Consider the following 13,610-nt stretch of genomic DNA (forward strand, 5'->3'; position numbering starts at 1 on the left):
CGGGGGCGATGCAAGTGGGTAACAGTCAAGACTTGGTTTGCGGGTTTGCGAAAATGCGCGGATCGACGGCGATGCCGCGGCTGAGACATGGGCCGGGGTGACCCGTGCGGGGGCGCCCCGCCGGGAGCGGAAACGCCGGAGGACGGATTCGGGCCGGCCGTGACCCGCATGCCGAAGTCGAGACGCCGCGCAGGCCGGTCCAAAGCCGAATTTTCGCATTTTTTGGAATGTCTTGCGAAGCAGGGCGGGGTGGCGGAGAGACAGGGATTCGAACCCTGGGTAGACGTTAATCCACAACGGTTTTCGAAACCGTCCCGTTCGACCACTCCGGCACCTCTCCGCACCTCGGGTCGTGGCGCGTCTTTAGGCAAGTGCTTCGAGTGCTGCAAGAGGATCACGCAGCTTTTCACACGATGCCGCGAGGGGGGCGGTTTCGGGTTCTCAGCCGGGCCCCGGCCCTGTTCACTGGGGCGGGGACAATGAACGAGGGAGCGGTAACATGAAAAGGACGATCAGGATCCTCGCCACGGCGTTTTTGGGCATCGGACTGACCTGCGGCGCGAGTTGGGCGGAGAACACGGCGGAGCAGGAAGTGCGCGCCGACACAGTGGGCACGATCATGAACGCGGTCCGGGTGGAGGCCCTGATGCAGGTCGTCGCCACCGAAGGCGCGCGTCACGGCATGAGCCTGGAGAAGGCGCTCTTCGCCGGGCGCGGCGGGCGGGACTGGGCGCGGGCCGTCTCGGCCATCCAGACGCCCGAGCGGCTGGTGCCGATCATCGCGTCCACCCTTCGGGACGAGCTGTCGCCAGCCGATGCCGAGGTGGTGGCCGCATTCTATTCCGGCGATCTGGGCGGGCGGATCGTCCGCCGCGAGGTCGAAGCGCGGCGCGACATGCTGGATACCGACATCGAGACGAGCGCGACCCGGGCCGTCGCGGACCAGGGGACGGAGCGCACGGCGCTGATCGATCAACTGATCGATGGCATGGATCTGGTCGACAGTAACGTGTCGGGCGGGCTGAACGCGAACTTCGCATTCTATCGCGGGCTGGGCGATGGCGGCGCGCTGCGCAAGCGCATGACCGAAAGCGAGATGATCGCGATGGTCTGGAATCAGGAAAGCGCGGTTCGCGCGGCGACGACGCGTTGGCTGCGCGGATACCTGACGCTCGCCTACGCGCCGTTTTCGGATGCCGAACTGCGCACCTACATGACGTTCACGCAGACGCCCGCGGGCCGGCGCTATGTCGCGGCGATGTTCGCGGGGTTCGGCCGCGTGTTCGAGACGACGTCCTACGATCTGGGCCTGGCCGCGGCCCGTTTCATCGCGCAGGACACGATCTGACCGCGACTTGACAGTCGGCCGACCCCATGGGATAGGGCCGCGCGTGGGCCGTGAGGATTCTCGCGGCCCATTGATATTCTTGCATGCCCCGCGAAGGGCACGCTGTCCGAGGTGGCCCGTTCGACGGGTCGGAAACGTCCGGGATCCCGGGGACCGCAGGGCGCGACTGACATAAGGAGAGAACGGATGTTCGCCGTTCTGAAGACCGGTGGGAAGCAGTACCGGGTCGCCACGGGCGACGTGCTTCGCGTGGAGAAGCTGGCTTGCGAGGCCGGCGAGAAGATCCAGTTCAATGACGTGATGATGATCGGTGGCGACAAGGTCACCGTGGGCGCGCCCCTGATCGACGGTGCGGCGGTCCAGGCCGACGTGATCGACCAGATCCGCGGCGAGAAGCTGATCCACTTCGTCAAGCGCCGCCGGAAGCACGGGTCGCAGCGCACCAAGGGCCATCGTCAGTACCTGACCTTGCTGCGCATCACCGACATCTTGGAAAAGGGCGCCGACAAGTCCGGCGTGAAGGTCGCGATCGGGGCCGGCTCGGCGCCTGCCGCGAAGGCTGCACCGAAGAAGGCCGCCGCCAAGAAGGCGGATGTCAAGAAAGCCGTGCCCGCCACCGCGTCGAAGGAAGACAAGATCGCGGATGCGGCGCTGAACGGCACGCGTCCGGCGAACCTTCTGGACGCGCCGCGTGGCGGCAAGGCCGACGACCTCAAGAAGATCGCGGGCGTCGGACCGAAGCTCGAAGGGCTGCTGCACGAGAACGGCGTCTTCCATTTCGACCAGATCTCGGCTTGGGGTCCCGAAGAGATCGCCTATATGGATGACAAGCTGTCGTTCAAGGGCCGGATTGAGCGGGACGGCTGGATCGACCAGGCGAAGCAATTCGCCGCAGAACAGGAGTAATTTCTCATGGCACACAAGAAAGCCGGTGGTTCCTCCCGCAACGGTCGCGACTCCGCGGGCCGCCGTCTGGGCGTGAAGCTCTTCGGTGGTCAGCAGGCGATCGCGGGCAACATCATCGTTCGCCAGCGCGGCACGAAGTGGTGGCCGGGCGAGGGCGTGGGCCTGGGTCGCGACCACACGATCTTCGCGACGACCGATGGCGCCGTCACGTTCCGAAAGGGCTTCAAGGGCCGCACCTTCGTAAGCGTGCTTCCCGTGGCCGAGGCAGCCGAGTAAGCCGGATTTCCAAGGTTTCATGAAATGGGGATCGGCGGATTGCCGGTCCCCATTTTCGTTTTATCCCCTCACGCGGAAGGGTCAGATGCCCCGCCTGCAGCCGCACAATGGATACGCCGCGCGGACGTGCGTCGACGGGATGGCCGATGGTCCGGTCCCACGCGGGTATCGGGCGTGACGGTCGCGGTCCTGCCGTTCCTGGCCTTCGCAGCCAGTCAGGTCGGCACGCCCGGCCCGGCGAACATGGCGCTAATGGCGACGGGCGCGCGGTTCGGCTTGCGCGCGGCGCTGCCCTTCGTGGCGGGCGTCGCGTTGGGAAAGCAGTTCATCATCTGGCCCGTCGGGTTCGGCCTTATGCAGCTGGCGGCATCGGCCCCCTGGGCGTTCGAGGCGCTGAAATGGGCCTCGGCGGCATATATCATCTGGCTGGCGTGGCGGGTCGCGAACCTGCGCCTGGGAGAGGGCGGCGCGGCGGAGGCGCCGGGGTTCGTCGCGGGGTTGATCGTGCATCCGCTGAACCCGAAGGCTTGGGCGATGATCACGGGCGGCTTCACCGCGTTCGTGGCGCCCGGCACGCCCGCGATCGAGGCGACGGCGACCATCGCGGCGGTCCTGTTCGGATGCCAGGTGGTGCTTCACCCGCTCTGGACATGGGGTGGCAGCTTGGTCGCCCACCATCTTCGCGGCACCGCCGCGGAACGTTACCTGATGTGGACATTGGCCGGGCTCACCGTCGCCAGCGTCCTGTTCGTGCTGTTCGGAGGAGGAACGACATGACGCCGCAGAAAGCCCCCATCCGGCTGGACCCCGACAGGTCGGCCGAGCAGCCGCGCATTCAGACCGAACGTCTGATGCTGCGACCGCTCCGGCGGGCGGATATGGGCCTGATCGAACACTATGCACGGGATCGGCGCGTGGCGGAGATGACGACCGCGATCCCGCACCCGCTGCCGCCCGGTGCCACCGACGCCTTTGTGACCCGCTGTCTGGGCGACGCGGGCGACGAGGTGGTCTGGGTGATGGACGCGTCGGAGGCGAGCCTGGGCGAACTGGTGGGCCTGATCACGTTGGAGCGGATGGACCGGGGCCAGGCCGAGATCGGCTATTGGGTTGCGCCCGTGGTTTGGAACACCGGCCTCGCCACCGAAGCGGTGCGTGCCTTGATGGAGGCCAATCCGCTGGGCAACGCGCAGGTCTTCGGCAAGGTCTTTCAGGACAATCCGGCCTCGGCCCGGGTGCTGACCAATGCGGGCTTCGACTACATCGGCGACGCCGAGGCGTTCAGCGTCGCGCGGGGGGCCGTCGTTCCTCAATGGACCTATATCCGGCAGATGGCTTGAGGCTACGGGCGGGCGGGCGTAAGGGCTGACGCATGAAATTCCTCGATCTGGCCCGCGTCTATATCCGCTCGGGCGGCGGCGGCTCGGGCGCGGTGTCGTTCCGGCGCGAAAAGTACATCGAATACGGCGGTCCCGACGGTGGCAACGGCGGGCGCGGCGGCGATGTCGTCGTCGAGACGGTCGAGGGTCTGAACACCCTGATCGACTTCCGCTATCAGCAGCATTTCTTCGCCAAGGCCGGCCAGGGCGGCATGGGCAAGCAGCGCACCGGCAAGGACGGCGACGACATCGTCCTGCGCGTGCCCGTCGGCACCGAGATCCTGGACGAGGATCAGGAGACGGTCATCGCCGACATGACCGAACCCGGCCAGCGGGTCGTCCTGGCCAAGGGCGGCAATGGCGGCTTCGGCAACATGCATTTCAAGTCGGCCACCAACCAGGCGCCGCGCCGGGCCAACCCCGGACAGCCGGGGGTGGAGCGTGAGGTCTGGCTGCGGCTGAAGCTGATCGCGGATGTCGGGCTGCTGGGCCTGCCGAATGCCGGAAAGTCGACCTTCCTGGCCGCCACGTCCAACGCGCGGCCCAAGATCGCGGATTATCCGTTCACCACCCTGGTTCCGAACCTGGGCGTCGTGGGTGTCGATGGTGTCGAGTTCGTGGTCGCGGATATCCCCGGCCTGATCGAGGGCGCGCATGAGGGGCGGGGCATCGGCGACCGGTTTCTGGGCCATGTGGAGCGATCCGGTGCGCTTCTGCACCTGATCGACGCGACGAGCGGCGACGTGGTGGCCGATTACCGCACCATCATTGCCGAGCTGGAGATGTATGGCGGCGGCCTTGTCGAGAAGCCGCGCCTGACCGTGCTGAACAAGATCGACGCCATCTCGGACGAAGATCTGGCGGAGCGCCGCGCGACGCTTGCGGATGCCGTGGGCGGGGACGTGCTGGCCATGTCGGGCGTGTCGGGCGAAGGCGTGACCGTCGTGTTGCGCGCGCTGCGGGACCTGATCGGCCGGGGTGGCGCCGACGGGGCGGGGGACGGCCCGTCCGATCCCTCGGGAGACGGGGACGCGCCGTGGTCGCCCGTCTAGAGGACGCGGCGCGGATCGTCGTCAAGATCGGCTCCGCCCTGCTGGTGGATCCTGAATCGGGCGCGCTGAGGCAGGATTGGTTGCGCGGTCTTGCCGCCGACGTGGCCGAGTTGCGCGGGTCGGGAAGGGATGTGATTCTGGTGTCGTCGGGCTCGATCGCGCTGGGACGGCGCGTGCTGGGCCTGCGATCCAGCCTGACGCTGGAACAGTCGCAGGCGGCCGCGGCGGTCGGCCAGATCCGCCTGGCGGCCGCGTATGACGACGTCCTCGGTCCCTTGGGGATCACCTCGGCGCAGGTGCTGGTGACGCTGGACGACAGCGAGAACCGCCGCCGCTATCTGAACATGCGCGCCACGTTCGAGACGTTGCTGGGTCTGGGCGTCGTGCCGATCGTCAACGAGAACGACACGGTGGCGACCGACGAGATACGGTTCGGCGACAACGACCGTCTGGCGGCCCAGGTCGCCGCGATGGCGGGCGCCGATGTCTGCGTCCTGCTGTCGGATGTCGATGGGCTCTATACCGCGAACCCGAGCCTTGACCCTGCGGCCCGTCATATCCCGCATGTCGCGACAATCACCCCCGAAATCACCGCCATGGCCGGCGAAGGCGTGTCGGGCCTGTCGAAGGGCGGCATGGTGACCAAGATCATGGCCGCCCAGATCGCCACGCAGGCCGGCTGCGCGCTGGTCATCAGCCTTGGATGCGATCGTCCGCTGCAGGCGCTGAACGGTGCGGACCGCGCGACGTGGTTCGCGCCCGACGGTGACCCGAGGGTCGCGCGCAAGCGGTGGATCGCGTCGATGAAGCCGCGGGGCACGGTGGCCATCGACGAAGGCGCCGCGCGGGCCTTGCAGGATGGCCGGTCCCTGCTGGCGGCGGGGGTCACCTTCGTGGGGGGTGCCTTCGGGCGCGGCGACCCCGTTGCGATCGAGGGGCCGGACGGGCGCAAGATGGGGCAGGGCCTGATCCGCTATACCGCGGACGAGGGGCGCGCGATCCGTGGACTCAGGTCCAGTGACATCGAGGCGCGGCTGGGCTATCCGGGGCGCGCGGCACTGATCCACAGGGACGACATGGCGATATGAAGGATCACGGCGAAGACATTCCCGCCTTGATGGACCGGATCGGCCGGGCGGCAAGGGCGGCGTCGGCGGTGCTCGCCACGGCGTCCGACGCGCGGAAGCGTGCCGCCCTGACGGGGGCGGCGGATGCGCTTTGGTCGCGGCGCGAGGCCGTGCTGCGTGCGAATGCCGACGATCTGGACTACGGGCGGAGAAGGGGCCTGTCGGATGCGATGCTGGACCGGCTGACGCTGGACGAGGTGCGGATCGAGGGTATCGTCGAAAGTCTGCGCGCGATCGCCGGACAGGACGATCCGGTCGGGCGCGTGCTGGCGGAATGGGATCGGCCGAACGGCCTGCACATCCGCCGCGTCGCCACGCCGCTGGGCGTCGTCGGCGTCATTTTCGAAAGCCGGCCGAACGTCACCGCGGATGCAGGTGCACTGTGCCTGAAGGCCGGGAACGCCGTCATTCTCCGCGGCGGATCCGAGAGCTTCCATTCCAGTGCGGCGATCCACGGTGCGCTTTGCGAAGGGCTGCGCGGCGCGGATCTGCCCGAGGCGGCGATCCAGCTGGTGCCGACGCGCGACCGTGCCGCTGTGCAGGCGATGCTGACGGCGGTCGACCATATCGACGTGATCGTCCCGCGGGGTGGCAAGGGCTTGGTCGGACTGGTCCAGCGCGAGGCGCGCGTGCCCGTGTTCGCCCATCTCGAAGGGATCGTGCACATCTATGTCGACCGATCCGCTGAGCCGGATATGGCGCGCAAGGTGGTGCTGAACGCCAAGACGCGCCGGACGGGAATCTGCGGCGCCGCGGAGTGTCTGCTGATCCATCGCGACATCGCCGAGGGGCTGGGACAGGACCTGCTGGACGACCTGATGGCCGAGGGGGTCGAGGTGCGCGCGGGCGAGGGCCTGCGCGGCCGCGTCGCGGCGACGTCCGACGATTGGGGCACGGAGTTCCTCGACATGAAGATCGCGGCCCGGGTCGTGGACGATGTCGAGGGCGCGATCGCGCATGTTCGGGAATACGGCTCGGACCACACGGACTGCATCCTGGCGGAAGACGCGGATGCGGTCGCGGCTTTCTTCGCCAGGCTCGACAGCGCGATCCTGATGCATAATGCGTCCACCCAGTTCGCCGATGGCGGCGAGTTTGGCATGGGTGCCGAAATCGGGATCGCCACCGGCAAGATGCACGCCCGTGGGCCCGTCGGGGCCGAGCAGTTGTGCAGCTTCAAGTACCTCGTCACCGGCAACGGCGCGATCCGGCCCTGATCCCGCAAGACACGCAAGGCGATCCGATGAACGAACGTCCCAATCTCGTCCGCCGGACGGTGTTTCCCCGCTCGGACAGCCGCGCGGTGGTCACGCCGCTGCAGCCCTCGGTCGTCTATGCCTCGCCCGATCCGGACGCGCTCGATGCGCAGTACGAGGGGCGCGCGAAGGGCTATACCTACGGCCGCGAAGGGCACCCGAACGCGGACGTCCTGGCTGCCATGATCGACCTCATGGAGGGCGGTCCGTTCGAGGAGGGGCAGGGCGGTATCGTCACCGGCAGCGGCATGTCGGCGGTCACGGCAACGCTGCTGGGCCTTCTGTCGGCGGGGGATCATGTCGTCGGGGGCAATCAGCTTTACGGTCGCAGCCTGCGCATGCTGACGCAGGACCTGCCCCGATGGGGGATCGCGGCGACGCTGGCCAATCCGACCGACCTGCAGGCGATGGAGGCGGCGATCCGCCCCGAGACACGGCTCTTGCTGGTGGAGGTGGTGTCGAATCCGACCCTGCGCATCGCCGACATGGCGGGGATCGAACGGCTGGCGCGCGAGCGGGAGCTGATCCTGGTTGTCGACAACACGTTCACGACGCCCTACGCCTTCCGGGCTTTCGACCGGGGGGCGGATGTCGTCATTCATTCGGTGACGAAGCTGCTGGCGGGGCATTCGGACGTGACGCTGGGCTATGTGCTGGCGCGCGATCCGGCGCGGCGCAAGGCGGTCTACGATACCAACGTCACGCTGGGGCTGACGCCCAGCCCGTGGGATTGCTGGATGGCGGAACGCGGGCTCTACACCTTCGATCTGCGGTTCGAGCGGGCCCAGGCCAACGCGGCCGCTCTGGCCGACCTCATCGCCGACCATCCGGCGGTGGAGGCGGCGATCTATCCGGGACGCACCGACCATCCGGACCATGACCGGGCGCGGGACCTGCTGGGCGGCCAGTTCGGCAACATGGTCAGCTTTCGCTTGAAAGGCGGGCGGGACGAGGCCAACGCCCTGGCACGCGCAGCGCCCCAGATCGCGTTCGCCCCGACCCTGGGCGACGTGGGCACGACCCTGTCGCACCCTGCGTCCAGCAGCCACCGCGCGCTGACACCCGAGGCGCGGGCGGATCTGGGGATCACGGAAGGGTTCTATCGTGTCTCCGTGGGGTGCGAGCCGTTCGACCTTCTGGCGCGCGATTTCGGTGCCGCGCTCGACGCCGCGCGCTAGCGGGACGGTTCCGTGATCGACGCCGTTCTGGAGGCGCTGACCGAACCGGCGCTGCTGCTCGACCCGACGGGGCGGGTGGAACTGGCCAACGGGGCGGCGCGCGAACGGCTCGGCGTCTGGGTGGTCGGCCGATCCTATGTCAGTGTCCTGCGCCAACCGGCACTGCTGGCGCCGGTCGAGGACGCCTTCGCCGAGGGGCGCGCGGGCACCGCGCGGTTCACGCATAACTCGGGCGAGGTGGAGACGCTGTTCGACGTCCGCGTGACGCCCGTGGCGCGGGCCGGCGCGCGCCGGCAGGTGCTGCTGGTGTTCCGGGACGTGTCGGAAATGCGCGCGGGGGAATCGATGCGGCGGGATTTTGTCGCCAATGTCAGCCACGAGCTGAAGACGCCCCTGACCGCGGTCATGGGTTTCATCGAGACGTTGCAGGGCCCGGCCCGGCAGGACCCCGCTGCGCAGGAGCGGTTTCTTGGCCTGATGGCACAGGAGACGGCGCGGATGAACCGTCTGGTATCGGACCTTCTGTCGCTGTCGCGGCTGGAGGGGCAGTCGCGGCGGCGGCCGACGGGCCGTGTCGACCTGATCACGATCCTCGACGCGGCGATCAGCCCGCTGCGCCCGCGGGCCGAGGCCGATGGCGTGGCGATCGTGACGGACGCGCCAGCGACCGCGCCTGCGCCCGGCGACCGCGATCAGTTGATCCAGGTGATGACCAACCTGGTCGAGAACGCGATCAAGTACGGCGCGCGCCCCGGCACCGTCAACGTGGCGGTCCGCGCGATTGACCGCGAGCCGGTCATTCGCGGCCCGGCCTGGCGCATCGATGTCGTGGATGGCGGCATGGGCATCGCGCCGGAACATATCCCGCGCCTGACGGAACGTTTCTACCGGGTGGATACCGGTCGGTCGCGGGCCGAAGGCGGCACCGGCCTGGGGCTGGCCATCGTCAAGCATATCGTCAATCGCCACAGGGGCCGACTAAAGATCGAGAGCGTGGCCGGCCAGGGGACCGAGGTGTCGATCACCCTGCCGGCCGAACGATAGGGCAAATGGGCCGGAGCTGACGAGACGGAACCCGCGCCTGTCATAAAAGCGTTACGCAGACGTCACAAAAGGCAAACACCCGCTGCCTAGGTGCCGCTTCGAACGGGCGCCAGGGGGGTGTCCGTCATCGCTCAGACAAGATCAGGAGCATTCCATGACCTTCACCAAGGCCACCGTATCGGCCCTCGCCATCACGGCCATCTCGACCGGCGCTGCCGCCGCGCGCGATCAGGTTCAGATCGCCGGATCTTCGACCGTGCTGCCCTATGCCTCGATCGTGGCCGAGGCGTTCGGCGAGAACTTCGACTTCCCGACGCCTGTCGTCGAATCGGGCGGCTCCTCGGCCGGCCTGAAGCGGTTCTGCGAGGGCGTGGGCGAGAACACGATCGACATCGCCAATGCCAGCCGAGCCATCCGCGACAGCGAGCGCGAAGCCTGCGCCGAAGCGGGCGTGACCGACATCATCGAAGTCCGGATCGGCTATGACGGTATCGTCTTCGCGAGCCAGCAATCCGGCCCCGAATTCACCGAGTTCACACCATCGCAATGGTATCAGGCGCTCGCCGCCGAGATCCCGGGCGAAGACGGCGCGATGGTGGAGAACACGAACACCAATTGGAGCCAGGTCGACGAAAGCCTGCCCGACGCCGAGATCCTCGCCTTCATCCCGGGCACCAAGCATGGCACGCGCGAAGTGTTCGAGGAGAAGGTCATCCTGCAGGGCTGCGAGGACACCGGCGCCATGGAGCGGATGATGTCCGCCGGCATGGACGAGGACGCGGCCGAAGAGGCCTGCATGAACATCCGTGCCGACGGCGCATCGGTCGACATCGACGGCGACTACACCGAGACGCTGGCCCGGATCGAGAGCGACGCCAACGGCGTGGGCGTCTTCGGCCTGTCCTTCTATGAGAACAACACCGACAAGCTGAAGGTCGCGACGATGAACGGCGTGACCCCGTCGACCGAGACCATCGCGTCGGGCGAGTATCCGGTCTCGCGGCCGCTCTACTTCTACATCAAGAAGGCGCATATCGGCGCGATCCCCGGCCTGAAGGAGTTCGCGGAGTTCTTCGTCAACGACGACATCGCCGGCCCCGGCGGCCCGCTCTCCGACTACGGCCTCGTGCCCGATCCGGAGTTGGCCGAAACGCAGGCAACCGTGGCAGACGAAACGACGATGCAGTGATGCGACCGGGCCGGGGGTTCCGCCCCCGGTCCGACCCGCCCATTCGAGGATCTTGAATGCCCGTCACCTGGATACTTCTGATCCTCGCGGTCCTAGGTATCGCCACCTTCGTGGCGAGCCGGGCCCGGGCCATCGCGTCGGTGGGCGGGGATGCGCGCGGGCTGCACAGCCTGCCGCTCTATTACGGGCTGAATGGTCTGCTGATGGCGCTGCTCCCGGCGCTCGGCCTCCTGGTCCTTTGGCTTCTGGTTCAGCCGCTTCTGCTGGAACGATCGGTCTCGGCCAACATTCCCGAAACCGCGATCCCCGAGGGGAGCACGATCGGCCTGGTGATGTCCGACGTCCGCCGCGTCGCCGATGCGCTTGACGCGGTCGAAAATCAGGCCGGCATAGGGGCGCTTTCGCTCGAAGAGCTGGAGTTGACGATCGCCGACGGAGGCACGGCGCTGGGTGCGGCCCTGTCGGACGACATCGTGCAGGCCGCGCAGGATTACCGGAATGCGCGAGCGACGTTGAATGTGATCATGGTCGTGGCGGTTCTGGTGTTGGCCCTGGCCTGTGCCGGGCTGTCCTGGTGGCGGACACATGGCGATTTCCGCGCGCGCAACGTGGTCGAGAATGGTGTGCTGATCCTGCTGATCGCGGCCGCCTCCATCGCCATCCTGACGACGGTGGGCATCGTGCTGTCGATGCTGTTCGAGACGATCCGCTTCTTCGATCAATATCCGTGGGACGAGTTCTTCCTGTCGGCCACTTGGCAGCCCAGCTTTTCGGGGCGGGGCGGGGCGTCACAGTTGGGCATCCTGCCGCTTCTCTGGGGAACGCTCTATATCTCACTGATTGCGCTGATCGTGGCCGTGCCGATCGGCCTGTTCGCGGCGATCTACCTTTCCGAATATGCCGGCCCGAAATTTCGCAGCATCGCCAAGCCGCTGATCGAGATCCTGGCCGGCATCCCCACCATCGTCTACGGCCTCTTCGCGCTGATCACCGTCGGCCCGCTGCTGCGCGATGCCATCGCCTCGCCGTTGGGGCTGGGCAATTCGGCGTCGTCGGTGATGACGGCGGGGCTGGTGATGGGGATCATGCTGATCCCGTTCGTCTCGTCGCTGTCGGACGACATCATCAACGCGGTGCCCCAGGCGATGCGCGACGGCTCGCTGGGCCTCGGCGCCACGCAATCCGAGACCATCCGTCAGGTCATCGTGCCCGCCGCGTTGCCCGGCATCGTCGGCGCGATCCTTCTGGCCGCGTCGCGCGCCATCGGCGAGACCATGATCGTCGTTCTGGGGGCAGGGGCCGCGGCCCGGCTGGATCTCAACCCGTTCGAGGCGATGACGACCGTGACGGTCAAGATCGTCAGTCAGCTGACCGGCGACACCGACTTCGCCTCGCCCGAGACACTGGTGGCCTTCGCGCTTGGCCTGACGCTGTTCGTGATCACCCTTGGGCTGAACGTGCTGGCGCTGTTCATCGTCCGCAGATACCGGGAGCAGTACGAATGACCGACGTGATTTCCGGACCGGCCCCGAGCGGTGCGGGGCAGGGCAGCCTGCTGGCGAAGGACGACCGCACGGCGCGCCGCAACGCCGCCGAGGGACGGTTCAAGATGTACGGGCTGATCGCCGTCTGCATCGGCATCGCCATGCTGGTCCTGCTGCTGACGTCGATCCTGACGAACGGCCTGTCCGCCTTCCAGCAGACCCGCATCCAGATCGAAGTGACCCTGCCGGAAGACAAGCTGGACAAGTCCGGCGTCCGCGACCCGGAGGTAATGGCGAAGGTGACGACCTTCGGCTATGCGCCGCTTCTGCGCGATGGCCTGATGACGACGCTTGCCGGGGCCGGGATTGAGACCGAGCTGGACCCGAAGGATGCGGCCGAGCTGATCTCCGACGAGTCGGTTGCACAGTTGCGCAGCATGGTGCTCGCGAACCCGGACCTGATCGGCCAGACCATCCCGGTGGAAGTGCTGGCCTCGGGCCGGATCGACGGGTTCTACAAGGGGCGCGTCACCTATGCGACGGCCGAACTCGACAGCAACATCAGCCCGGCACAGTTGCAACTCGCCGAGGCGCTGGAGGAAGCGGGTCTTCTCAAGACCGGGTTCAACTGGCTGTTCCTGACGGCGCCGGACGCTTCCGACACCCGCCCCGAAGCGGCGGGGCTGGGCGTTGCCATCCTGGGATCGCTCTATATGATGCTGATCGTGCTGGTCCTGGCCCTTCCCATCGGCGTGGCCGCCAGCATCTATCTCGAGGAATTCGCGCCGCAGAATCGCTGGACCGACCTGATCGAGGTGAACATCTCGAACCTCGCGGCGGTGCCGTCGATCGTGTTCGGCATCCTGGGCCTTGCCATCTTCATCAACTTCGCGGGCCTGCCACAATCGGCCCCCATCGTCGGCGGTCTCGTCCTGACGCTGATGACGCTGCCGACGATCATCATCGCGACACGCGCCGCCCTGAAGGCCGTACCGCCGTCGATCCGCGACGCGGCCCTGGGACTGGGCGCATCCAAGATGCAATCGGTGTTCCACCACGTGCTGCCGCTGGCCATGCCCGGCATCTTGACCGGAACGATCATCGGCCTGGCGCAGGCCCTGGGCGAGACGGCCCCGCTTCTGCTGATCGGGATGGTGGCCTTCGTGCGCGAATACCCCGACACGCCGCTCGACGGCGGTCTGTTCGACCCCGCCACGGCGCTGCCGGTGCAGGTCTTCAACTGGACGCAGCGGTCCGACCCTGCTTTCGTGGAGCGGGCATCGGGTGCGATCATCGTGCTGCTGGTCTTCCTTCTGATCATGAACCTGACGGCCATCTTCCTGCGCCGACGGTTCGAGCGGCGGTGGTGAC

Annotated in this window: 13 protein-coding genes and 1 tRNA gene; 13 read left to right on the forward strand and 1 reads right to left on the reverse strand. The window is 67.5% G+C overall.

Features of this window, described 5'->3' with window-relative positions; translation table 11 throughout:
- Nucleotides 1-250: 250 nt before the first annotated feature.
- Nucleotides 251-340 (reverse strand) — tRNA-Ser (locus MWU52_RS03195).
- A gap of 159 nt (nt 341-499) precedes the next feature.
- On the opposite strand from MWU52_RS03195, the gene MWU52_RS03200 reads away from it, so the two are divergent.
- The 13 genes from MWU52_RS03200 (at nt 500) to pstA (ending at nt 13,609) form a co-directional block, all read left to right on the forward strand.
- Complete coding sequence (locus tag MWU52_RS03200) at nt 500-1,348, forward strand: DUF2059 domain-containing protein (RefSeq protein ID WP_246949364.1); 849 nt, start codon at nt 500-502, stop codon at nt 1,346-1,348.
- A 186-nt stretch (nt 1,349-1,534) separates the two neighbouring features.
- The gene (locus MWU52_RS03205; RefSeq protein ID WP_246949366.1) at nt 1,535-2,254 is read left to right on the forward strand and encodes a 50S ribosomal protein L21; all 720 of its coding nucleotides are present in this window, start codon (nt 1,535-1,537) and stop codon (nt 2,252-2,254) included.
- A 6-nt stretch (nt 2,255-2,260) separates the two neighbouring features.
- Nucleotides 2,261-2,530: a 50S ribosomal protein L27 gene (gene rpmA / locus MWU52_RS03210; RefSeq protein WP_246949367.1), complete on the forward strand. Its 270-nt coding sequence runs from the start codon at nt 2,261-2,263 to the stop codon at nt 2,528-2,530.
- Nucleotides 2,531-2,704: 174 nt separating this feature from the next.
- The gene (locus MWU52_RS03215; RefSeq protein ID WP_246949368.1) at nt 2,705-3,307 is read left to right on the forward strand and encodes a LysE family translocator; all 603 of its coding nucleotides are present in this window, start codon (nt 2,705-2,707) and stop codon (nt 3,305-3,307) included.
- A gap of 74 nt (nt 3,308-3,381) precedes the next feature.
- Nucleotides 3,382-3,870: a GNAT family N-acetyltransferase gene (locus MWU52_RS03220; RefSeq protein WP_246952740.1), complete on the forward strand. Its 489-nt coding sequence runs from the start codon at nt 3,382-3,384 to the stop codon at nt 3,868-3,870.
- Between the two features lie 32 nt (nt 3,871-3,902).
- The gene (gene obgE, locus MWU52_RS03225; RefSeq protein WP_246949370.1) at nt 3,903-4,961 is read left to right on the forward strand and encodes a GTPase ObgE; all 1,059 of its coding nucleotides are present in this window, start codon (nt 3,903-3,905) and stop codon (nt 4,959-4,961) included.
- Nucleotides 4,946-6,049: a glutamate 5-kinase gene (proB, locus tag MWU52_RS03230; protein WP_246949372.1), complete on the forward strand. Its 1,104-nt coding sequence runs from the start codon at nt 4,946-4,948 to the stop codon at nt 6,047-6,049. Before obgE ends, proB begins: the two co-directional genes overlap by 16 nt.
- Complete coding sequence (locus MWU52_RS03235) at nt 6,046-7,305, forward strand: glutamate-5-semialdehyde dehydrogenase (protein ID WP_246949375.1); 1,260 nt, start codon at nt 6,046-6,048, stop codon at nt 7,303-7,305. Before proB ends, MWU52_RS03235 begins: the two co-directional genes overlap by 4 nt.
- A 26-nt stretch (nt 7,306-7,331) precedes the next feature.
- Nucleotides 7,332-8,522, forward strand: a complete 1,191-nt coding sequence (locus MWU52_RS03240) for an aminotransferase class I/II-fold pyridoxal phosphate-dependent enzyme (RefSeq protein ID WP_246949378.1) — start codon at nt 7,332-7,334, stop codon at nt 8,520-8,522.
- Nucleotides 8,523-8,534: 12 nt separating this feature from the next.
- Nucleotides 8,535-9,566, forward strand: a complete 1,032-nt coding sequence (locus MWU52_RS03245; protein WP_246949381.1) for an ATP-binding protein — start codon at nt 8,535-8,537, stop codon at nt 9,564-9,566.
- Between the two features lie 154 nt (nt 9,567-9,720).
- On the forward strand, nt 9,721-10,755 hold the full coding sequence (locus tag MWU52_RS03250) for a substrate-binding domain-containing protein (RefSeq protein ID WP_246949384.1): 1,035 nt from the start codon (nt 9,721-9,723) through the stop codon (nt 10,753-10,755).
- 56 nt (nt 10,756-10,811) lie between these two features.
- Complete coding sequence (gene pstC / locus MWU52_RS03255) at nt 10,812-12,260, forward strand: phosphate ABC transporter permease subunit PstC (RefSeq protein ID WP_246949386.1); 1,449 nt, start codon at nt 10,812-10,814, stop codon at nt 12,258-12,260.
- Nucleotides 12,257-13,609, forward strand: a complete 1,353-nt coding sequence (pstA, locus tag MWU52_RS03260) for a phosphate ABC transporter permease PstA (RefSeq protein WP_246949389.1) — start codon at nt 12,257-12,259, stop codon at nt 13,607-13,609. The genes pstC and pstA overlap by 4 nt, the downstream gene beginning before the upstream one ends.
- Nucleotide 13,610: the final 1 nt, after the last annotated feature.

Source organism: Jannaschia sp. S6380, from assembly GCF_023015695.1.
GTDB lineage: Bacteria > Pseudomonadota > Alphaproteobacteria > Rhodobacterales > Rhodobacteraceae > Jannaschia.

What these genes read in the sequence shown, in the direction of transcription:
- pstC (WP_246949386.1), top strand. Translation starts at nt 10,812, where the DNA reads ATGCCCGTCACCTGGATACTTCTGATCCTCGCGGTCCTAGGTATCGCC.
- rpmA (WP_246949367.1), top strand. Translation starts at nt 2,261, where the DNA reads ATGGCACACAAGAAAGCCGGTGGTTCCTCCCGCAACGGTCGCGACTCC.
- MWU52_RS03250 (WP_246949384.1), top strand. Translation starts at nt 9,721, where the DNA reads ATGACCTTCACCAAGGCCACCGTATCGGCCCTCGCCATCACGGCCATC.
- MWU52_RS03200 (WP_246949364.1), top strand. Translation starts at nt 500, where the DNA reads ATGAAAAGGACGATCAGGATCCTCGCCACGGCGTTTTTGGGCATCGGA.
- pstA (WP_246949389.1), top strand. Translation starts at nt 12,257, where the DNA reads ATGACCGACGTGATTTCCGGACCGGCCCCGAGCGGTGCGGGGCAGGGC.
- MWU52_RS03240 (WP_246949378.1), top strand. Translation starts at nt 7,332, where the DNA reads ATGAACGAACGTCCCAATCTCGTCCGCCGGACGGTGTTTCCCCGCTCG.
- obgE (WP_246949370.1), top strand. Translation starts at nt 3,903, where the DNA reads ATGAAATTCCTCGATCTGGCCCGCGTCTATATCCGCTCGGGCGGCGGC.
- MWU52_RS03235 (WP_246949375.1), top strand. Translation starts at nt 6,046, where the DNA reads ATGAAGGATCACGGCGAAGACATTCCCGCCTTGATGGACCGGATCGGC.
- MWU52_RS03220 (WP_246952740.1), top strand. Translation starts at nt 3,382, where the DNA reads ATGCTGCGACCGCTCCGGCGGGCGGATATGGGCCTGATCGAACACTAT.
- MWU52_RS03205 (WP_246949366.1), top strand. Translation starts at nt 1,535, where the DNA reads ATGTTCGCCGTTCTGAAGACCGGTGGGAAGCAGTACCGGGTCGCCACG.